The 21935-nt window shown below is 24.8% G+C and carries 22 protein-coding genes and 1 riboswitch; of the genes, 6 read left to right on the top strand and 16 right to left on the bottom strand.

What is annotated here, in order from left to right; translation table 11 throughout:
* Positions 1 to 132 precede the first annotated feature (132 nt).
* The 3 genes from BN346_RS12155 to BN346_RS12145 all read left to right on the top strand — a co-directional run bounded on the left by BN346_RS12155 (position 133) and on the right by BN346_RS12145 (position 2722).
* Complete coding sequence (locus tag BN346_RS12155; protein WP_040328905.1) at positions 133 to 783, top strand: response regulator transcription factor; 651 nt, start codon at positions 133 to 135, stop codon at positions 781 to 783.
* Positions 784 to 785: 2 nt separating this feature from the next.
* Positions 786 to 2228: a sensor histidine kinase gene (locus BN346_RS12150; RefSeq protein WP_040328904.1), complete on the top strand. Its 1443-nt coding sequence runs from the start codon at positions 786 to 788 to the stop codon at positions 2226 to 2228.
* Between the two features lie 101 nt (positions 2229 to 2329).
* On the top strand, positions 2330 to 2722 hold the full coding sequence (locus BN346_RS12145) for a hypothetical protein (protein WP_051540361.1): 393 nt from the start codon (positions 2330 to 2332) through the stop codon (positions 2720 to 2722).
* A 50-nt stretch (positions 2723 to 2772) separates the two neighbouring features.
* Here BN346_RS12145 and BN346_RS12140 read toward each other — a convergent pair whose 3' ends face one another.
* The 4 genes from BN346_RS12140 to BN346_RS12125 form a co-directional block, all read right to left on the bottom strand.
* A complete protein-coding gene (locus BN346_RS12140; protein ID WP_040328903.1) occupies positions 2773 to 3861 on the bottom strand; it encodes a GGDEF domain-containing protein in 1089 nt (362 codons plus the stop codon).
* 378 nt (positions 3862 to 4239) lie between these two features.
* On the bottom strand, positions 4240 to 5940 hold the full coding sequence (locus tag BN346_RS12135; RefSeq protein ID WP_040328901.1) for an FAD-dependent oxidoreductase: 1701 nt from the start codon (positions 5938 to 5940) through the stop codon (positions 4240 to 4242).
* A gap of 33 nt (positions 5941 to 5973) precedes the next feature.
* Positions 5974 to 6297 (bottom strand): rhodanese-like domain-containing protein, encoded by a 324-nt coding sequence (locus BN346_RS12130; protein WP_040328900.1) that lies wholly within the window; start codon positions 6295 to 6297, stop codon positions 5974 to 5976.
* Between the two features lie 135 nt (positions 6298 to 6432).
* Positions 6433 to 7728 carry an amidohydrolase gene (locus tag BN346_RS12125; protein ID WP_040328899.1) on the bottom strand — a complete coding sequence of 432 codons (1296 nt, stop codon included), beginning with the start codon at positions 7726 to 7728 and terminating at the stop codon, positions 6433 to 6435.
* Between the two features lie 99 nt (positions 7729 to 7827).
* Positions 7828 to 7924: riboswitch (purine riboswitch) on the bottom strand.
* A 185-nt stretch (positions 7925 to 8109) separates the two neighbouring features.
* Between BN346_RS12125 and BN346_RS12120 the strand changes: the two genes are divergently transcribed.
* On the top strand, positions 8110 to 8862 hold the full coding sequence (locus tag BN346_RS12120; protein ID WP_040328898.1) for an acyl-[acyl-carrier-protein] thioesterase: 753 nt from the start codon (positions 8110 to 8112) through the stop codon (positions 8860 to 8862).
* 34 nt (positions 8863 to 8896) lie between these two features.
* On the opposite strand, the gene BN346_RS12115 is transcribed toward BN346_RS12120, so the two are convergent.
* The 11 genes from BN346_RS12115 to BN346_RS12065 form a co-directional block, all read right to left on the bottom strand.
* On the bottom strand, positions 8897 to 9736 hold the full coding sequence (locus BN346_RS12115; protein ID WP_040328897.1) for a CPBP family intramembrane glutamic endopeptidase: 840 nt from the start codon (positions 9734 to 9736) through the stop codon (positions 8897 to 8899).
* Between the two features lie 96 nt (positions 9737 to 9832).
* Positions 9833 to 10480, bottom strand: a complete 648-nt coding sequence (locus tag BN346_RS12110) for a hypothetical protein (RefSeq protein ID WP_040328895.1) — start codon at positions 10478 to 10480, stop codon at positions 9833 to 9835.
* Positions 10481 to 10777: 297 nt separating this feature from the next.
* Entirely contained in the window at positions 10778 to 12559 is a 1782-nt protein-coding gene (locus BN346_RS12105; RefSeq protein ID WP_040328894.1) for a thioredoxin domain-containing protein, read from the bottom strand.
* Positions 12560 to 12715: 156 nt separating this feature from the next.
* Positions 12716 to 13717: a PDDEXK family nuclease gene (locus tag BN346_RS12100; protein WP_040328892.1), complete on the bottom strand. Its 1002-nt coding sequence runs from the start codon at positions 13715 to 13717 to the stop codon at positions 12716 to 12718.
* Between the two features lie 121 nt (positions 13718 to 13838).
* Complete coding sequence (locus tag BN346_RS12095) at positions 13839 to 14858, bottom strand: DUF1835 domain-containing protein (RefSeq protein WP_040328891.1); 1020 nt, start codon at positions 14856 to 14858, stop codon at positions 13839 to 13841.
* Between the two features lie 206 nt (positions 14859 to 15064).
* Positions 15065 to 15685 carry a DJ-1/PfpI family protein gene (locus BN346_RS12090; protein ID WP_040328890.1) on the bottom strand — a complete coding sequence of 207 codons (621 nt, stop codon included), beginning with the start codon at positions 15683 to 15685 and terminating at the stop codon, positions 15065 to 15067.
* Positions 15686 to 15752: 67 nt separating this feature from the next.
* Positions 15753 to 16679 (bottom strand): helix-turn-helix transcriptional regulator, encoded by a 927-nt coding sequence (locus BN346_RS12085; RefSeq protein WP_040328889.1) that lies wholly within the window; start codon positions 16677 to 16679, stop codon positions 15753 to 15755.
* A 122-nt stretch (positions 16680 to 16801) separates the two neighbouring features.
* A complete protein-coding gene (locus BN346_RS12080) occupies positions 16802 to 17008 on the bottom strand; it encodes a hypothetical protein (RefSeq protein ID WP_040328887.1) in 207 nt (68 codons plus the stop codon).
* Positions 17009 to 17066: 58 nt separating this feature from the next.
* Entirely contained in the window at positions 17067 to 17378 is a 312-nt protein-coding gene (locus tag BN346_RS12075; protein ID WP_040328885.1) for a hypothetical protein, read from the bottom strand.
* A gap of 20 nt (positions 17379 to 17398) precedes the next feature.
* On the bottom strand, positions 17399 to 18013 hold the full coding sequence (locus tag BN346_RS12070; protein WP_051540359.1) for a hypothetical protein: 615 nt from the start codon (positions 18011 to 18013) through the stop codon (positions 17399 to 17401).
* A 99-nt stretch (positions 18014 to 18112) separates the two neighbouring features.
* Positions 18113 to 18949, bottom strand: a complete 837-nt coding sequence (locus tag BN346_RS12065) for an MBL fold metallo-hydrolase (RefSeq protein WP_040328884.1) — start codon at positions 18947 to 18949, stop codon at positions 18113 to 18115.
* A 132-nt stretch (positions 18950 to 19081) separates the two neighbouring features.
* Between BN346_RS12065 and BN346_RS12060 the strand changes: the two genes are divergently transcribed.
* Both BN346_RS12060 and BN346_RS12055 read left to right on the top strand, forming a co-directional pair.
* The gene (locus tag BN346_RS12060) at positions 19082 to 19591 is read left to right on the top strand and encodes a hypothetical protein (RefSeq protein ID WP_040328883.1); all 510 of its coding nucleotides are present in this window, start codon (positions 19082 to 19084) and stop codon (positions 19589 to 19591) included.
* A gap of 497 nt (positions 19592 to 20088) precedes the next feature.
* A complete protein-coding gene (locus tag BN346_RS12055; protein ID WP_040328881.1) occupies positions 20089 to 21576 on the top strand; it encodes a phytoene desaturase family protein in 1488 nt (495 codons plus the stop codon).
* 65 nt (positions 21577 to 21641) lie between these two features.
* On the opposite strand, the gene BN346_RS12050 is transcribed toward BN346_RS12055, so the two are convergent.
* Complete coding sequence (locus BN346_RS12050; RefSeq protein ID WP_040328879.1) at positions 21642 to 21857, bottom strand: CAAX protease family protein; 216 nt, start codon at positions 21855 to 21857, stop codon at positions 21642 to 21644.
* Between the last annotated feature and the right edge of the window lie 78 nt (positions 21858 to 21935).

Genomic DNA, 21935 nt, shown 5'->3' with positions numbered 1-21935 from the left:
ATACTTTCATTTTGTTTAAAATAAAATATAAAAACTTTAGCTTTATTTACGATATTTTTTATTATTAATAAAGTTAAGTTTCCTATATAATTGTTATAAAATCTAATTTTTGTATTTAAGGTGGTGTATGTTATGAATATTTTAATTGCAGATGATGATGAAAGAATTTTAAAATTATTATCTGATTATTTAAAGTTTAACGGTTATGGTGTAATAACTGCAAATAATGGTGAAGATGCTTTATTAAGTTTTAAGAATTATCAAGTTGATTTAGTCATATTAGATGTTATGATGCCTGTATATGACGGATGGATTGTTTGTAAAGAAATTAGGAAAACATCAAATGTCCCTATAATTATGCTTACTGCAAAGGATAGTGATTTGGATGAACTTTTTGGATTTGATATTGGTGTTGATGACTATATAACTAAACCTTTTAATATTGCACTAGTACTAGCTAGAATTAAACGCTTATTAAAGCCAAGTAATAATAATTTATTAACTTTTAAAGGTATATCTATTGATGAAGCTACACATTCAGTTAAACTTGATGATATTAATGTTGATTTAAATCCTAAAGAATATGCTATATTATTATATTTCTTAAAAAATATAAATATAGTTATAAGTCGAGATACACTGTTAACTCGTATTTGGGGTGATACTTATTTTGGTGACACAAGAACAGTTGATACACATATCAATCGTTTAAGAAATAAACTTGGAGCTTACTCTACATATCTACAGACTATTAGAGGATATGGCTATAAATTAGGTGAATAATAATGAAGTCTATTAAACAAAAATTAATAATTGGAATCCTATTAATTTTAACTATATTTTTATGTGGTATTTTAATTTATGGTTTAACATTTAAAACATATTTTAAAAAAGAACGCCTATTGGATATGCAAAATGCAAGTATTGAAATCCAAAACACTTTAAAAAATAGTAGTTCAATTAGCTATGAAAATGTTATTCCTTCTATATCAAATAAATATAATGTTGAAATTAAAATTAATAACTTATCTTCTAGAAAAACTGTGTTTTCAACTCACAAAAATGGTAACGGACAAGGTATGGGCAATCATTTAAATCGATTTCAGGTAGTTGAAAGTACTACATTAGAAAATGGTATGATTGAAGAAATTATCCATGATAGATCTACAGGTGTAAATTTTTTATCTATAATTAGCACTATTAATAATTTCGAAATTACTGTTGAAATATCTATTAACTTTATAGATGATGCAGCAATAAAATCTGTTACATTGCTTTTAAATATATTTATACCAATAACATTTATAATAATTTTACTTACTTCAATTTTTGCAAGAAAATTTACTAAACCAATCATAGATATAACAATGAAAACTGCAAAAATAAGTAATTTAGATTTTTCTGACCCAATAATTGTTAAAACTAAAGATGAACTTGGTGATTTGGCCACTAGTGTAAACATACTTTCAAATAAAATAAATACTACATTAACTGAATTAAAAAATAAAAATTCTAAATTAATAACTCTTATTGAAGATGAAAAGAAAAATGAAGAATTACGAAGAGAATTTATATCTTCTATTTCTCATGAATTAAAAAGTCCAATAGCTGTTATATCTGGATATGCTCAAATTTTAAACGAAGATTTACCTTTAAGTAGCGATGATATGAGTTATTATATTAATATAATTAATGATGAGTCTGAAAGAATGAGTGTTATAGTAAATGATTTATTAGACTTATATAAGTTTCAATCTAATACATTTAAGTTAAACTTAAAAAAAGTTTGTATTGATGAACTATTAGAAAAAATAATTAAGAAAAATTCTTTAATTTTTAATAAACATCAAATAAATCTTTCTATAGATTTTCAAAAATCATATTCATTTTGTGATGAAATAAGAATAGAACAGGCTATTCAAAACTATATTAATAATGCTATAAGCCATGTTGATAATAATAAAATAATACATTTATCTATTAAAAATATAGATAATTCAATTTTAATTTCAGTATTTAATAGTGGATTAAATATACCTAATACTTATATTGAAAACATATGGAATGGTTTTGTTAGAATTGATAAAGTCCGTAATTTTAAAGAAAAAAGAGTCGGTCTTGGGTTAACTATAGTAGCTCAAATTTGTAAATTACACAATGGAACGTACGGTGTTATAAATCATTGTGATGGTGTTGAGTTTTGGATATCACTAAAATCTTTTAAATAATTTATTTTTATAAAAATATTAAACTCTTGTGACATATTTGTTACATTAAAAATTTAAAATTTAAACATAGATTAAATATTAAATTTGGAGGTTGATCATTTATGAAAAAATCAATTTTAGCATTATCATTAACTTGTGTTCTTGTAATAGGAGGTAGTACTTTAACTTTTGCAGCTAATAATTCAACAATGAATAAAAACACAAATAATACAAATACAAAAGTTGAAACTCTTATGGATAGTGGCTTATCATTTGAAGATGCAAAACAATCTGTATTAGATGATAAACTTAAAAGGGTTGATGCTGCTTTAGAAAATGGCACTATTACTGAAGAAAGAGCTGCAGAAATAAAAAAAGATATGATAGAAAGATCTAGTACTTGTACAACTCCTGGAGAAAATAAATCTGAAAAGCCTAATTATGGATTAAATAAAGGTTTAAGAGGAGATGGTAAAGGTTCTTGTAATAGAATGAACTCAAATTTAAGCAAATAAATATTAAGGACACATTATTAAACTTATAAATAATGTGTCCTATATCACTTTTATTTACTCATATTTTTACATAGATACATATTAGAATCGGCTTCTTCCACAGACTTTAGTATGTCCTGACTTGCATTTCTAGTACTAATACTATATCCACACGAAATTGTAGGCATTACTGGATCATTTATTCTGGCATCATCTATATCATTTATCATACATTTTATACATTTATTTATATCATTTTCTTCTATATTAGGTGCAATAACACAAAATTCATCTCCACCAATTCTGTAACAATGCCCTATTTTACTAAAACTTTTTTTAATTATTTCTCCTGATATTTTAAGACAATAATCTCCAACTAAATGACCATAAGTATCATTTATTTTTTTGAAATTATCTAAATCAAGTAAAATCACTCCTATGTTTTTTGATTTCTTTATATGCTTCAAATTTTTCTCAAATTCTTGTCTATTTAATAAATTAGTTACTACATCATATTTAAATTGTAATTCTCTTTGAAAAAGATAATACATAACAAGAACTAAACTTATACTGTGCCAAGTAGAATGTATACTTGGAAATAAAACTTGAATAGTTGTTCCAATTATTATAATTAAATAAAGTATAACTAAGAATATTTTTTCACTAAGTTGAAATTTAGCACATTGATTATAATTAGAAATCATAAGAATTATTAATCCAAATATATATGTTACTACGTAAACACTAAAACATGGTCCTCTAGAATATTCATTATTCATTGATATAGAAAATGTCCAACTTGTCCATGGAGATAAAATAAATACTGCTGCATTTAAAATACTTGGTATTATAATATATTTAATTTTTTTATATAATTTTTCATCAAATACCACTGCTAATATCACAGAAATTAGAGGAGAAATTGAGAACCCAATAATATTAGCAATTATATTATAAGTACGAAATTTAGATCCAGATAAATCAAATATATTTGTAGCTATTTCTGCAATTATAATTATAATAGTCATAATAGTTACAATTATATATGCTTTCATTGTTTTAGATGACATAACAGTATTATTAAAAATTAAATATAGTAGAATTAAAAGCATTACTATGTTAATTGCACTACTTGCAATTAAATCAACATTGTAATTCACTAATTTCTCCTCCTTTTTTATTAAATAGTATAATTAAAATTTCTAACAAACTATATTAAACTGAATTTTCTGATATTCAACTCTTATATTTTATCACCTTATTTGTTTTAAATATACATTTTAATTATATTTTTACATAATATTATATTATTTCCTTACAACTTGTTTTGCAACTTAACTTATATATTTTTTTAAGGTAAATTATTAAGTTTTTATTTAATTTATTATATAACTACTTAGAAAGTAATAAATTTTAAAGCTCAAATTACTCTATAATAAAGAAAAGCAACTAATAGATTTATCTCTATTAGCTGCTTTTATGAGTTTTTTTATTAATAAACTCTAAATTTAATGTTTTCTAATTATGTGATAAGTTATTTAATTAAAATTATAATCAGTTAATATGCTGTCTCTATTTAATGTTTTGTCATTAAAGTATTCATAATAGCTTAAAGCTAAGAAGCTTCCAGTAATATTATATATATTGTCAAGTCCTAAATTTTGTAATAATAATGATACATTGTAACTTCTTTGTCCTGTTCTACAATGAAGATATACTGGTTCATCCTTAGGAATTTCATCTATTCTATTTCTAATTTCACTAAATGGAATATTTTTAACTCCTTTAATATGACCATTATTATATTCGTTTGTTTCTCTTACATCTATTATACATGCGCCTGATTCAATTAAATCTCTTATTTTATTAACTCTTACTTGCTTAAAGTTTTTATTTAAAAGATTAGAACCAATATAGCCTGCAAAATTCACAATATCCTTTGCTGTTCCAAATGGTGGTGCATAACAGAGATTTATATTTTTAAGTTGTTCTACAGTAGCGCCAAATGAAATTGCTGTTGCTATTACATCAATTCTTTTTGTAACATCACCTTTTCCAATAGCTTGTGCTCCCAAAATTTTACCTGTTGGTACTTCAAATAATAATTTAAAATGAATACTACTATTATCTGGCATAATTCCTACTTTATCATTATTTATTAAATGTACAACATCATAGCTAATATTCATATTCAATGCTTTAATAAGACCTTCGCTTAATCCAGTAGTTGCTCCATTAAAATCAAATACTTTTATAGCAGATGAACCAATAAACCCTACATTATTAACTGGAATTCCATTTATTTTATCAGCTACAGCTCTTCCTGCAATTTGAGCTGGCCCAGCTAAAGAAATTTTTGTTACATCTTCTATTAATGGATTAAATACTTCTATTGCATCTCCAATGGCATATATATCATTATCATTAGTTTTATAAGTTGAATCTACTTTTATTGCACCTGTCTTTCCAATTTCAAGTTTACTTTCTTTTGCTAAAGTTGTATCTGGAGTAACACCTATTGCCATTACAACTACTTTTGATTGAACTTTTTTTCCAGATTCAAGTAAAACTTCATTTTCAGTAAATCCAACAACTTTATCATTTAATATCAAATTAATTCCATTATCCATCATTTCTTTATGAAAAATTTGAACAAGATCATAATCAAAAGTTTTTAATACTTGTGACATTGCCTCAATTAGCGTAACATTATAGCCAGCCTTATTTAAATTTTCTGCTGCTTCTACGCCAATATACCCTCCACCGATAATTGCAATATTTTTATATTTATCCTTCTTTATAAAATCATTTAAATTTTTTATATCTACTACATTTCTTATAGTAAATATATTTGTCTTATCCATACCTTCTATTTTAGGAACTATAGGATTTGCTCCCGGAGATAAAATTAATTTGTCATAACATTCCTCATATATTTCATTTTTTATTAAATCTTTAACTATTATCTTTTTATTTTTTCTATCTATACTTAAAACTTCATTATTAATTCTTGCTTCTATTTTATATTGTGACATAAACTTTTTAGGATTCATTAAAATAAGTTTTTCCCATTCATCAACAACTCCACTTAAATAATACGGTAAGGAACAATTTGAGAATGATACATGTGGTCCTTTTTCAAACATGATTATTATGTCATCTTCATTTAATCTTCTTAATCTAGCAGCAGCTGATGCACCTCCAGCCACCCCTCCAACTATTAATATTTTTTTAGCCATAACTACTTACCTCTTTTCTACAATAAATAGATTTTATCTTTTTATATTTTTACCTGTATATGATCCGAAACCACCTTTTATATTAAACACATTATAACCAAGTTTATTTAATATTTTACAGGTTCTTAAGCTTCTCATACCTGATTGACAAATTATATAATACTCATCTTTCTTATTTAAACATTTTTCAGGGTTATTCAGTAAAGTGCTCATTGGAACTTTTTTAGAACCTTTAATAAACCCTTTACTTGTCTCATATGATTCTCTTATATCTATTAAATTAATCTCATTTAACTTTTCATCTAATTCACTTATTAAAATTGACTTTATACTATTCTTCTTAAAAATTGAAAACATCAATTTTACCTCCACTACATTAATAGTTTTTCTTGTTTAAATTATTATATTCTTTTAATATAAATTATACTGTGACAAAATCACATTTACTAAATAAAAAAAGTAGCCAAATTAATGACTACTTTCTTATACTTTTTACTTATTTATGATTTTTAGTTTTTCATTTTTTATTCTATTTACATTATAATAAACTTTTTCAATATCTATATTAGTAAATACACCATCTTTGTATACTATTTTACCATCTATTATTGATAAACATATATCATTTGCCTCAGCAGAATAAAGTATATTTGCTAATACATCATGTATAGGTTGCATATGTGGTTTATCAAAATCATAAATTACTATATCTGCTCTATTTCCAACTTTTATTACGCCTGAATTAAATCTTCCTTGAGCTTTTGCACCATTTAAAGAAGAAATTTTCATCATTTCTTTTGAGTTTAAAAATAGAGGATCCTTATTAGTTCCCTTATGTAATAATGCTGCTAAGTTAACTTCTTCTAGCATATTCAAGTTGTTATTACTTGCTGCACCATCTGTTCCTATAGTTACATTAATTCCATGCTCCATCATAGTTTTTAAAGGGGCTATACCACTTCCAAGTTTTAAATTACTACTTGGGCAATGTGCAATTGATACATTGTTTTCTTTAAGTATTGAAAAATCATCACCTTCAAGATAAACACAATGTGCTGCTGTTGTATTGCTTCTAAAAGTACCACAATTCAAGAAATATTCTGCTGGTGTTAATCCAAATCTTTTTTTACATTCTGCTACTTCAAGTTCAGTTTCAGATAAATGAATATGCATATTCATGCCTCTACTATTACAATACTCAGATATTTTGCTAACTGATTCTTCTGAAGAACTATATACTGCATGTATTGAAACATCTGCTTTAATTCTATCACTATTAATGCTTTCTATGTATTCATTTAATGCTTTTGTTTCTTTATATGCTGGACCATTAAAATAATCTTTTCTTCCTTCTATATCTGCATAACCATAAGATAAATTAGCTTTAATTCCTGATTCAAAAACAGCTTTTGAGATTCCTTCTAAGTTAAAATACATATCATTAAAAGAAACAACTCCACTTTTTATCATTTCTGCAATACCTAAAAGTGAACCATAATAACAATCTTCATTTGTAAGTAGCTTTTCAAATGGCCATATTTTCTCGCTTAACCATCTATCAAGTGGCAGTCCTTCACCATAACCTCTAAGTAATGTCATTGGCACATGGCAATGAGTATTAAAAAATCCTGGAGATGCAACTTTATTTTTTCCATCATAAACTTCACCATGATAATATTTAGGAATTTCTTTACCTATGTATATTATAGTGTTTTCTTCTATTAATATATTAGTGTCTTTTATAACATCATAATTTTCATCTATTAGTGTAATATTTTTAATTAACATAATTTCTCCTTACCTTACTAAAATTTATTATTTTTTTATTACAGAATCAACTTTATAATTTACATAAAAAACTACCGCAATTACTGATTATAAGTTAACTCCACAAAAGAATTAACTTATAATCAACTATTTACGGTAGTTGGTAGAAACGTTCAACCGATTATGAACTTATATAAGTCAAATTTAAATATATTAAAATTATCATTTATTATATATTCTTTTTTAATACTTTTCAAGTAATTTGTTCCTTTTTATAATCAAAAAATAATTTTATACTCTATAAACTATGTTAAACAAATTCAATTTTAATATAGTTATTGAATATAAATTCATATTATGTTATTTTAAAATAATAGTGGTATTTTTGAGGGGGTAATATTTTTGAGTAATAGATTTGAAAAAAACTATAAAGTAAACGTTTATGATGTAGATTCTACAATGAAATGTAAGTTCTCATCATTATTAAATTACTTATGGGATGTTGTGATTGCACAATCTGAATCATTAGGTGAAACTAAGGAAGGAATAATTCATAACAGTTGCATTTGGGTGCTTCTAAAATATGATATAAATATATATGAATATCCTAAATTTAAAGATGTGATAACTGTTGATACTGAGGCTATTGGAATTAAAAAATTCTATGGATATAGAAATTACACTATAAAAAACTCCGACGGCAAAATTATAGGAGATGCTTTTTCTACAGCTATAGTAATTGATGCTGAAAAAAGACGTCCTCTTAGAATAACACCAGATCAATATGATATCTATGGAATTACTGGTGAATTTGATAAAACTGTTGTGTTAGATGATTTAATATCACTTGAAAATGCACAGTATTCTAAAGAATATTCTATAAGATATAGTGATATTGATTCTAATAACCATGTTAATAATGTAAAGTACATTGAGATGTCAATTGACACATTACCAGAGGACATAGTGAATAACTATAGATTATCAAATATTAAGGTGTTATTTAAAAAGGAAACATCTTATGGAGATACTATACATATTTCAACTGAAGTGATAAAAAATGAAAATGATAAAATTAACACGCTTCACACAATAACATCAACTGAAGGAAAACTTCTTACAAAATTACAATTAGAATGGCAGCAATATGAATAAAAATAAATCACCTAAATGGGTGATTTATTTTTATTCATATGTTAACTTGTTCAGTACTTATTGTCTTATTTTTTTTCTTAAATACTTCTCTATTGTTATAAATATATTTTCCAAGTATTATGTTTGCTATAATTAAAAGTGTACTTCCAATTATTAAGTCTTTAGTAGGATTTATATTACTTACTATATTCTTATTTAAGGTTCCATTGAAAAAATCTACAATGTTAAATATAGCTACAATAGTATTATTAAGCATGTGGATGCTCATTGGAATTAATATATTTTTATACTTTTCATATAATATACATGCTATAAATCCAAAAATCATAGCTCCTGCCTTTGCTGAATCCAAATGTAATGCACCAAATATTATAGATGATAATATTGCTCCAAAAATTATTCCTATATTTCTAGAAAAACTCTTAAATATTATTCTTCTAAATACTAGTTCCTCTAATATAGGTGCTAAAATAGCTATAACAATTATAGCTCCTATTAATTCTAGTCCATTATTTATATCATAATGGTTTTCATTCATAATCTTAATTGCCTTTTGAGGATTAAATTTATATATTATAGCTGTAATTACAGTACTACTTCCAAAGGAAAAAACAGCTAATGTAATATATAGTAATACAATCTCTTTTATATTAAATTTATTTTTGAAATCATTAAATCTTTCACAAATTGAATTCTTATTTGCCTTTCCATAAATTAATAAAATTATTATTAAAGTTGAATCTATAAAAATTCTTTCTCCTAACCGAGTAATATTATAGTTTGTTATAGCACCAATTATTCCAAATAAAATAAAAGTAAATATACAAACCAAAATTTCTATAAAAATTAATTCAAATACTCCAATCTTCTTCATTGTTGTCCCCCTTAAAAATGTAAATATTATGTATAATTTTAACATCTAATATTCTTTTTGTAAAATAAAACAAAGCACCCTATATAGGTGCTTTTACTAATCTCTTATTTTTCCAACATAATTGCATATATATGAGTGCTCTTTTTGAAGTTGTCTTTGATACCAATCAGTTTTTATTACACTAATATGTGCATCTACCATCTTTTTAACTCTGTTTTCTTTTGTAAATTGTTCTATTATAGCTATTCCAAAACATATAATTATTGCCACTGTTAGTATACGTTTAGTTATAGTCTCAAAACTTGGGAAAATACAAAGAGCTCCACCACCAAAAACACCTAGTGCAATACACATATATGTTATATATTCCATGTGATATTTAAGTTTTTTTACTTTTCCTAGTAATCTATCTATTACTCCAAAATCTTTAAAATATATTTCTAATTTACTTTTGTATAATACCATAAATTTATTTAAAATTTCACCACATCTCTTATCTCCAACAGATTCAGATATTCTCATACACATAACTAATGGATAATCATAATCTCCAATATCTTTGTACTCAAATTCATCTCTTTTTGTTAAACTTGGAATTTTAACTTTTAACTCATACTTACTATCAATAACTAATTCATAGTTATCGTTTACTAATATTGTGTAATTATCTCTTATATTCTCTAATGCTCTTAAAATTGTTCTGTTATTGGAATATGCTTTACTTACAATATCTATAATAGTCATTATGTCACCTCTTTCATTATTTTTATATTTATTATAAAAGGAACTATTTCAAATAGTTCCTTTACCTCACTAAAATACTTTAATCTTACGTTTACTATATATAATATTTTCGAGTTATTTTCAAATTTCTTAAGGTTGTAATTAATATTTTCAAAATTAAAAGTATTTAATTTTTATTATATGATTTTTATGTACTAAAGGTAATAAAACAATTAAATATAAATCTATAGTTTTGCTATACAACTAAAAAAAGTTTTAAAATAAAGAATTTAAATCTCTATTTTAAAACTTTTTTAATTACTTTAAATACTCTATAACTGCATTTAAATACATTGTATATGATATTGGTGACTTATTAGCTGTAGCAAAAAAATATCTTATTTGCTTTTTAGTATATTCTTTAAGCTTTTCATCTTGTGTAATTTTAGATAATTTTAAAAGCACGTATGCCGCTACAGAATTACCTGACGGAATTGCACCATCATATAATTCTTTTGGTCTTAAAATTAACTTTTCTGCATCATTTCCATATAAGAAGAATCCACCTTTATTTTCGTCCCAAAATTTATCAATCATGTTATTAGTAAATTTTATAGCATCTTTCAAATAAGCTTCTTTGTCAGTTGATTCATACATTTCAATAAATGCCCATACAAGAAAAGCATAATCCTCTAAATATGCTAAATATTTAGATTCACCATCTCTAAATCTTGCAAGTAACCTACCTTTTTCATTTATTAAATTTCTTTTTATAAAATCAATTGCATTCTCAGCAGCATTTAAATATATATCATTTTTAAGGATTTTATATGCTTTTGATAAAGCAACTATCATTAAAGCATTCCATGAAGTAAGTATTTTATCATCTGTATATAAATTAGTTCTTTCTTTTCTGTATTTAAATACCTTTTCTCTTAACTTATTAATTTCTTCATTGCTACTTTCAAAACTATCATTATATAGTAAATTGGCTATGCTTTTTCCTTCAAAATTACCACTTGGAGTTATATCAAAATAGTCATTAAACCTTTTTCCATCCTCATCTCCAAGTACTTCACAAATTTCTAATGGGTTAAACACATAAAACTTTCCTTCATGTCCATCACTATCTGCATCTTGTGCAGAATAAAATCCATTTTCTTTACCTTTAAGTTCTCTTAAAACATAATCTATAGTTTTAATTGCAACATCCTTATAAAAATCCTTTTTAGTTAATTTATAACACTCTAAATAAGCTATTATAAGTAATGCATTATCATAAAGCATTTTTTCAAAATGAGGCACTAGCCATTTTTCATCAGTAGAATATCTAGAAAAACCAAATCCTACATGATCAAAAATACCTCCTCTATACATACCCTCTAAAGTTTTTTCAACCATATTTAGTGCTTCTAATTCACTAGTAATCTTATAATAATTTAAAAGAAACAGTAACTTATGAGGTGTTGGAAATTTAGGTTCTTTACCAAACCCACCATAAACACCATCAAAGATTTTTTTACAAAATTCATAACCATCTTCAACTATTTTAAAAGAAACATCTTCATTATATTCCTCTGAATCAAATTCTTTTGATATTTCATGCATAAACTCTAAACTTGCTTTTTCTATTTTTTCACTATTATTTTTCCATTCTAAGCTCATTGTATCTAAAATCTCTAGAAAACCAGGCATATTATATTTAGAATATTTAGGAAAGTATGTACCAGCATAAAATGGATTAGCATTAGGCGTTATAAAAACACTTAGTGGCCATCCCCCTCCACCAGTTAGAGATTGACAAACTGTCATATAAACATTATCAATATCTGGTCGTTCTTCTCTATCAACCTTAATACAAACAAATTTATCATTCATTTTACTGGCAACTTCATCATCTTCAAAGCACTCATGTTCCATAACATGACACCAATGACATGTAGAGTAACCAATACTTAAAAATATAGGTTTATTTTCTTTTTTTGCCTTTTCAAAAGCTTCATCACACCATGAATACCAATTGACTGGATTATAAGCATGTTGAAGCAAATATGGAGACTTTTCATTAATTAATCTATTAGCTTTACTTTCTATTTTCATAAATACTACCTCATATTATAAAACTTTTTAATAATATAGTTATCTTTAGATAAAGATTTTATTCAATTATACCTATAAAATATCAAATTCATCTAATATAGATAATAAAATAACCTAGCAATTAGAAAACCTTTTACTCCAATTGCTAGGTTATTTTTATATTTCATTTTCCAGATATAACATTTTTTCTTCACGTAGTTCATGCAGCGTTTTATCATTGCCTTTAATCATAGCCCAGTCATAAATTCTAATGCTAGACCAGCCTGTTACCTTTTGTCCCCATTTATTAAAAGTAAGTTTTTCATTATTAAAATTAACATACTTACTATCAATAACTGTAGCTTCTGAATTGTATCTATTTTTAATCACTACAATATCTCCACTTTTGATAATTCCCCACTGAAATAACTTATCCATACCAGGAAGTATAGTTCTAGTTATAGCTGTGTCACTCTTGCTCTTATATTTTGATATCTTTTTACTATCCACCTCAACATAAAAATCTTCTAAAGATGGCGGAGGTAGTATTCTACTTATATCTATAAAATATTCTTGTCCTATTTTCATTGGACTTAACTGAAAACAACTAATATCTACACCATTTTCTATAAGCCAAGCAGATGCTGATAATGTTTGTTTATCAAAAGATGATGCTATAAGTATTATTCTCTGCTTTAAATTAAAAGTCTTTAATGAATTATTCTTTTCAAGAAAATCATTTAAAATTCTTGATGCCTTTTCGCAAGCTGTTAAATCTCCAAGCTCAAATTCTTCTCTATACTTTTCAATATATGCTCCAAAAACCTTATCAACTAATTCATCTTGAGTTTTAATTTTTGCATAACTTGCAGCATACCTTATAGCTTGAAACTCAAAAGCCTCTTTTCTTTGTATAATATCCGCAGCATCTCTTTTAATCTCAATAAGCACAACATTGCCATTTTCATCTACTGCTGTTAAATCACTTCTTCCATTTTCCTTATTCACAACTTGTTTTCCAACCACAAGAAGACTTTCATCCTGAAAAATAACATCTATATTTTTTCTTAAAAATTCTTCTATATGTTCTTCTCTTAAGTTTAAAGATTTAAAGTTAGTATTTTCTATTTCAACATCTTCAACTTCTATAGAATTTTGTATTTTTACTGGAATTAACATTATCACTACCACCTAATTATTGTTATATTTATGATTATAACCTTTTAGTAAAATTCTAATACACTTATTAATTATAGTATATAGCAAGATTTCACTCTTACATTTATATTATTTTCACAAATTAGCGTTTTAAATTTCTCACTTGACCTATAGTTAATCCTGTTTTTTCTGCTATTACTTCTATTTCTAATACATCTAATAGTTTCTTTGCTATATTTATCTTTTCTTCAAGCCTGCCCATGTTTATATATTCTTCTATAAATTCGTTTTCGTCTTCTTCATCTTTTTCTCTTTTTTCCCAAAATTCAATTTCATCATTATAATTTCTTAAATATTCTAATCCTTGTTCAGTTATACTTATTTCCATTTCCCTCATAATATCAAAGTTTCCTCTGTAACTTATCATTCCCATTTTAATAAGCTCTTTTACTCTCCAAAAGATATACACATCTGAAATTAAAATTTCACTATTTCCAAGTACTTCACCTATGATTCTTGCTGATTTTTTAAATTCTTTTGGAGTATATTTTAATATAAATGCATCAAAATAATCCTCATTTACATTTTCAACTTTTCCTTTTTTAAAAATACGAAGATTTGAATTTTCTTTTTTTAATGATTTCCATTGTGTTGATAGTTTTATATATTTATCTTCATCTATATTCCTATTTATTTTAATATATTCTCCAAATTTTCCTGGCATAATTTCACTTGTACATCGTGGTATGTATATGCCATATTTTACTTCAATAGGCCTATCAGATACATTTATAAGATAAACATTTTTCCATTTATCCTTTAATAATTCTAATGTGTACATTAATCCACAAATTTCAATAGCATTTTGTCCATGCCAAAAATATATGATGTCGTTATCCTTTATCTTAGAAATTTCATTTTCAAATTCTATATAATTTTTCCTAAGCTCATCAATATTCTCATAATAATACTCATCTTTACTAATTGTTTCTTCAAACCAACTAATTCTTCTCTCTACGTCTATGTAATGTTCAATAGGACCTTCAGAAATATTATCATATAATGATATAACTTTTTCACCTTCTATGATTTTTTTATTAATAGCATATTTTAAACTTCCTCTTGAAGATTGTGAAAAACATATATGAATTGTCTTATTCATAAAAAATCTCCCTTATAGTTTATTTATAGTGTCTTTTATACTCATTCTTATTTATATAAAACACATATTATCATTTAAAAATTTATTTTCTAATAGTAAATTATCCTATTAAAAATCATATCATAACTACTCTTATAATTCTAATAACATAACACTAATTTTGATTAATTAAATGTTCATATTAATTCTTTTTTATATTTAGATATTTACTCAAAACTAGACATTAATTTAACGTAATATTTAGCATCACCTGTTAAGTAATAGTTGTACCAGGCTTGTATTGTTTTAGCTGAATAAATATTTAGATATTCAATAATTTGTTTTGCCCATAGTAGCGAACCAGCGGAACTTGCAGTTATTACATTATCATTTATTACTGAAAGTTCATTTATGTATAGAGATTGACCTTTATATTTTTTTGAGAACATAGAAAGGTATTCAATTGAATTACTTGTATGTGCATGATTATTTAATATACCTAATTCAGCTAATGCTAAAGTTGCACCACATATAGCAGCAACTAAAATTCCTCTTTTTACATATAAATTAGCTTTTTCTAAAATAAGTTTTTGTTCTTCATCATGCCATGTATTTGCACCAGGTAGTAATAATGCTGCTATTTCATTTTCATTTATTTCTGTAATTGATATATCTGGTATTAATGTTAGACCTCCTAGTGTCTTAATTGGTTCTTTTCTTATACCAACAGTTTTAATTATGTACTTAGATTCTTTAATCATATTTTGCATACTAATTGCTTGCAAAACATAACCAATCTCACAATCTGCTAAAGTGTCTAAAACATAAATGTATATTATTTTTTTCATTTAATTACTTCCCTTCTTTTATATAAATTTTCTTAACAAAAATATTATATAGAAAAAACAGTGACATCTATTTGTCACTGTTTTTATAAACTCTTAATGTTTTTTCAAGATGTTTCTGAATTTTAAGTGCAAAAGAAGGTGGTGATAGTACTTTTATTTTATCACCAAATCCAAGTATAATAGAAAATAGCATAAAGTCATTTCCTTTCATACTAAATTCACTAGTAATTACATTATTAAATTCCATAGTTGTTGCATTTGGAAAATATTCTTCTACTAAAGTCTTCATATCTTTCTCATATTCTATGCAAACACTTATATTTCTATCATTTCGCTCTGTTTCATATTTTTCTAATTCGTATTGAATGTTATATTTTCTTAACCACTTTTCATTAGTAACTGTTAGGTTTCTTATACGAACAATTTTATACATACAAAAATTTTTATTGTCACGATTATAAGCAAATACATACCATGAATACCACCTATAAAAAACATGCAAAACATCTGCTTCAACTTTACTTGATTTATTTTGAGAATTAGTATAATTAAAAGTTATAGCAAAGTTGTTCTGTATTGAGTTTTTAAGTGTATCTATAATTTCTACAACATAATCATTTTCATTAATAACTGAAAGGTCAATTTCTAGCATATTTTCTACACTAGAGTCTTTTAAAATATGTTTTACCTTCTCATATGTTTCTTTAACTTTTTTATCACCATAAATATCTTTTAAACTCTTAAGTGCTAATAACATATACTTTGAATTATCATCATCAATTATTTTTTCATTTATTTTATAATTACTTTGTATAGAGTACCCACCCTTAGAACCAATTTCAGAATATATAGGAATACCTGCTAAAGTAAGATCATTTATATCTCTTAAAATGGTCCTTCTTGATACACCAAATTCTTTAGCAAGCGTATTTGCACTTACACAATTTCTATTAAGTATATAAAATAAAATTTTTAGTTGTCTTTCAATCTTCAATTTTTTCTCCTATATGTTTATTTATATATAATGACGTTGTAACATGTTTATTTATTAATTCTAATATTTCACATTTCATGCCCTTATTATTGATATTAAAAACTTTTAAATCAATAAAATAATTAATACTTTCTTTTGGTATTATATTCATATCCACAATCTTTACAATGATATTTGGGAATATCTATATCAGCTGGCATACAACATCCTTTTAGAATAAGATTACCTTTTTCACTTTCTAAATAATGTTCATAAGTTGGTTCTCCATATAATATCTTAATAATGTTCCTTGAATTACATTTAGGACATTTTTTGTAAATTTTTCTCATAGCTATCACATCGTTTCTAGAATATTTTTCATCACAAATTATATTCCATTACCTATTATTAAATTTTAAAACCATCGTCATATCTATTTAAAATATGACAATAACATTTACTATTATGTGAAATATTGTTCTTAATATCTTTTGCTATCATAGCTGCTACAACTCCAATATATCCTGCTTCTGAACTAAGTGGACCTGTATATTTTTTTGCTATACCTTCTATTTGTGTTTTTATAGATTGAGGCATATTAATATAAATTTCACTTGATGAATATTCATGCCCTTTATGTTTTAATAAAAAATTTTTTACTTCATCTTCAACTAAACTTAATATTCCAGCACTATTTAATAAATTTGCTTGTGGATTCATAATAAACAACACACCCTTTTCTAATTATTTTTTAAACGTATAAGTTCTGATGCTGCTTTAAGTCTTCTCTCTGGATCTTCTGACCTTAACTCTTCTTCTAATATGGCTATTGCTTCTGAAAGTAAATTATCAAGTCTATCTATATTATCATTTATTATAAAACATTTCTTTCCTAAAACTTTATCTATATTATATGATTCTACAACATCTTTATATTGACATATTGTGTTTCTATTGCTTAATAACTTCTGAATATCATTACTTAAATCTTTTATTAAAACTTTATTTGTCCATTTCACCTTTCGTCTATGACACATAGCATCTATTTCATTATCAAACTGTTCTTCGTATATATAATCATCAATAACTCCAATATATGCCCATTGTTTTTCAGATACTAATACAACATCACCTTTTTTCATTGTATTAACAAATGTATTAACTTGTCCTAAAGCATTTCCAAGCTTATAACCTGAAATTTTATATTTATTTTGTAATGTATTTCGTATTTCATCTTTATTTTGATTTTTAAGATTTCCTATTCCAGGCCATCCAATGCATATGAAGTTTTCATCAATAAATTCTTTTATCCTTTCATTTCCATGTGGCTTTGATTTCATTTGAAAAATCTTCATAATAAACCTCCATTCTATTTTTATTGAAAATTAAGTTTTACTTCTTTATAATTATCATATTCTAGAATGCAGTGTTAAATAACATAGCTTTATACTTTTTTAAAATTCTACAATAGTTCCAGTGCTAAAATATTGTACTTTTTCACCTACTGTACTTCTAAGTATTTTATAAGCTGGATCGCCTGTGCAATGACAAGTGTATATATGTTCTACACCTAAATCAATTAATCTCTTTCCTAATGCTTCTACCTCTTCTTTTGTAATATTCATAGAATTTGGTCCCTTAAGTCCCATTAAATGAAATCCACCAATGACTGCAAATACTTTCTTCCCTTTAAAAGTGTTTTTTACTTCTTTTACAATATTATCTATACCACCATGAGAACAACTATTTAAAACTATTAGTCCATTTTTAGTTTCAAACACTAGACTTTGCTCATGCTTAAAATCATCTGGCTTTAATCCATTTTTAGTCATACGATACATATGAGCTTTTTTACCTCTTGATTCTAAATTCTCAGTTTTATGTGATATAAGCCACACACCATCATCAATTTTATAATCTTCATCTATATAAATGAACCTATTTGAATATTTATCTAAAATTCCTTCAGGAATACCTATATATTTCTTAATTGGTCCTATTTTTATATAACATTTGTTTTTCACTTCATTTCTCACATATACATTAGCTTTCTTATTTATATTAAAAAAACCATCATATCCCCCAGAATGATCTGAATGGTTATGTGAAAGAATTGCAACATCTACATTTTCTAAATCAATATCTAACTTTTTAGCATTTTCAACAAAGTTGTCAGATAACCCTGTGTCTAAAAGATATTTCTTTTTATTATATTCAATATACACAGCTAATCCATGTTCTGCTATAAGATCATTATTAGATTTATTTTCTATAAGTGCAATCAACTTCATTTAACTTTCCTCCCTAATAAATACATTAATGTATTTATTGTAAAAATTTGAATTTTTTATTATCTAAATATATTTTACTACTTTTCTGAATATAATAGTTAATATATAAAATTTATAAGGTGGTGTTCCTTTTTGAACATTTTATTATTAGGTCTATTTGTTGCATTGCTAATTTTTGAAATATTTACACTGCCGAAAAATATTAAAAACTATGTATCCAAAGGTCTGTGTAACTTTAAAATGTTAACTTTTGATATTATTGTTTTATCTATATTTGCCTTATTAATTATTATTACAAATATAGATTCACCTACCAAAACGGATTTTGCTTTAGAACTTATATTACTATCAACTCTATTTGTCATTTTCATTAGAAATACAACAAATAGAATAACCGAAAATGTTATTTATATAAACGGCAATAATTATGATATAGAAACTATTGATAATTTTGAGTGGAGTGATAAAAAATCTAAAAAATACTTTTCTAAAACTATTGAATATTATACTTTAGCTTTGACAGTTAAGACAAAGCATAAGATTTTTGATACTAACACAGAAACCATTTATATTGATATACAAAGCAATGATAAAGAAAAAATAAATTGTCACCTAACACAAAAGCTTAATAAATTAGCTTAAATTTAAACCTATTTTTTAGCTGTAAATATATTAATTTTAAATTAATAGTTCATTTTAAGATGATTTTATATATTAAAGTCATCTTTTTTTAGTAAAAATTTAATATACATTAGGCTTCTAATCTCAAATGGTATTATATAGTTTATTCTATTATCATGTTTGAAACCAATTCAACTTTCAATTTTCCATTTTTAATTAAATTAATTATAATTCTCAACTGAAACATGAATAACTTAAATTTGAACTTGGATTCCTATAATAATTGACAAGATTGAAATCTAAACTACAAAAAAGTAGAAATGAGTATGGTAATTTTATTTTTGCAAGTCTAATATACAATGTAATGAATCGTTAAGATTTATAAAATATCTTATGTTAAAACAAGTTTTTATTATAGATTTTAAGTATAAATTATGATTTAAAGTAAAAAATAAATAATCATTAGATGACTAATGACTTTTGATATCTTTTACCTTTATGAAAGGGTGTGTTATGAATTGACTAAATCTGTAATAATTGTGGGCGCTGGTATAGGTGGTTTAGCAACTGCTGCTAAACTTTTAAGTAAGGGCTATAAAGTTACTATATATGAAAAAAACTCTACAATTGGAGGCAAACTTAATTTTATTAAAACTGAGAACTTCAAATTCGACTTAACTGGATCTATTTTAATGACTCCTGAAATATATAAAGAAGTTTTTAGTTTTGCTGGTAAAAACTATATTGATTATTTTAAACTTAAAAGATTAGATCCACTTTATAGAGCTTTTTATTGTGATGGTAGTCACTTTGACCTATTTAATAATATGCCTAAATTAACTAAAAGCCTTGAAAGAATATCTAAACATGATTCTATTGGATATTATAAATTTTTATCTAAGGTTTATGAAAAATATATCATAGCTGATACAAATTTTTTAAAAAACTCTTTCAGTAATACAAAAGATTTTATAAATTTAAACTCATTACAAAAAATACTTAAAATAAATACCTTTTCTACAGCATATGATTATATTTCAAAATACATAAATAATGAAAAACTAAGAAATCTTTTAGCCTTTCAAGCATTTTATGTTGGTATTTCACCATTTGAAGGTCCAAACATCTATAATCTTATACCTACTATAAGTCAACTTTATGGACTTTGGTATATTGAAGGCGGCATGTATTCTTATGTAAAAGCATTAGAAAAATTAATTGTAGAGCTTGGTGGAAAAATTATTACAAATACTACGGTTAATGAAATTGTAATACAAAATAAGAAAGCTATCGGAGTTAAAACTTCTTTAGGATTTCAAAAATCCGATATAGTAATATGTGATGCAGATTTCCCTTATGCAGTAAGTAACTTAATAAAAGATAGGTATTCCAAAGGTAAATATACAGAGAAGAAAATATCCAATATGAAATATTCTTGTTCAACATTTATAATGTATATTGGTCTTAAGAAAAAATATCCTTCTCTTAAAGTTCATAATTTATATATTGGGGAAAACTTCAAGAAAAATTTAGAATGTGCTTTTATTGGAAAACTTCCTTTAAATCCTTCAATGTACATATATTGCCCAAGTAGTATTGATAATTCTATGGCAAATGAACATATGGAATCTTTAAATATTATGGTTAGAGTACCTAACACTTTATTTAAAAACATAAAATGGAATGAAAAAACTATCAAATTAATGAGAAATAGGATATTTAATGAACTTTCAAAAATAGATGGACTTTCTGATATTAAAGAAAATATATTATATGAAAATTATTTAACACCTAATGACTTACTAATTAAATTTAATTCTTATGGTGGAACTGCTTTTGGTCTTAGCCCTACTCTTTCTCAAACTAATTTTTTTAGGCCTCATGTTAAATCACCTACAGTAAATAATCTATACTTTGTAGGTAACTCTGTGCATCCAGGTACAGGTATATCTATAGTATTGCTATCAAGTAAGCTTGCTGTAGAAGAAATCCTTTATAATAAATAAATATGAAAAATTTTACTTCATAATACAAAAAACTTGCCAAAATAACATTTTAGCAAGTTTTTATATTATAAGTTTGTTGTACCTATTTCTGTATGATTATTCTCTTTATATTCTTTAGAAAAAATAAATGGTCCAAACATAATAAGTGAAATTATTATGTTTATTATTAAAGATACTATAGTAAATGCTCCTCCATCCATTTCTCCACCATTAAATATACTGACTAAAGAATTATTTGTTATATGAATTAATATTGGAGTCCATAAATTTTTAGTTTTCATATATTCATAATCGCCTAATCATTTCCAAAATTTATTTTTATAAACTAATAAAAGTAACATTACAATAAATATACTTCT

Source organism: Clostridium ihumii AP5 (genome assembly GCF_000612845.1).
GTDB lineage: Bacteria > Bacillota > Clostridia > Clostridiales > Clostridiaceae > Clostridium_J > Clostridium_J ihumii.
Note: the sequence above shows the minus strand (reverse complement) of the source record. Positions and strands in the feature narration are given on the sequence as shown.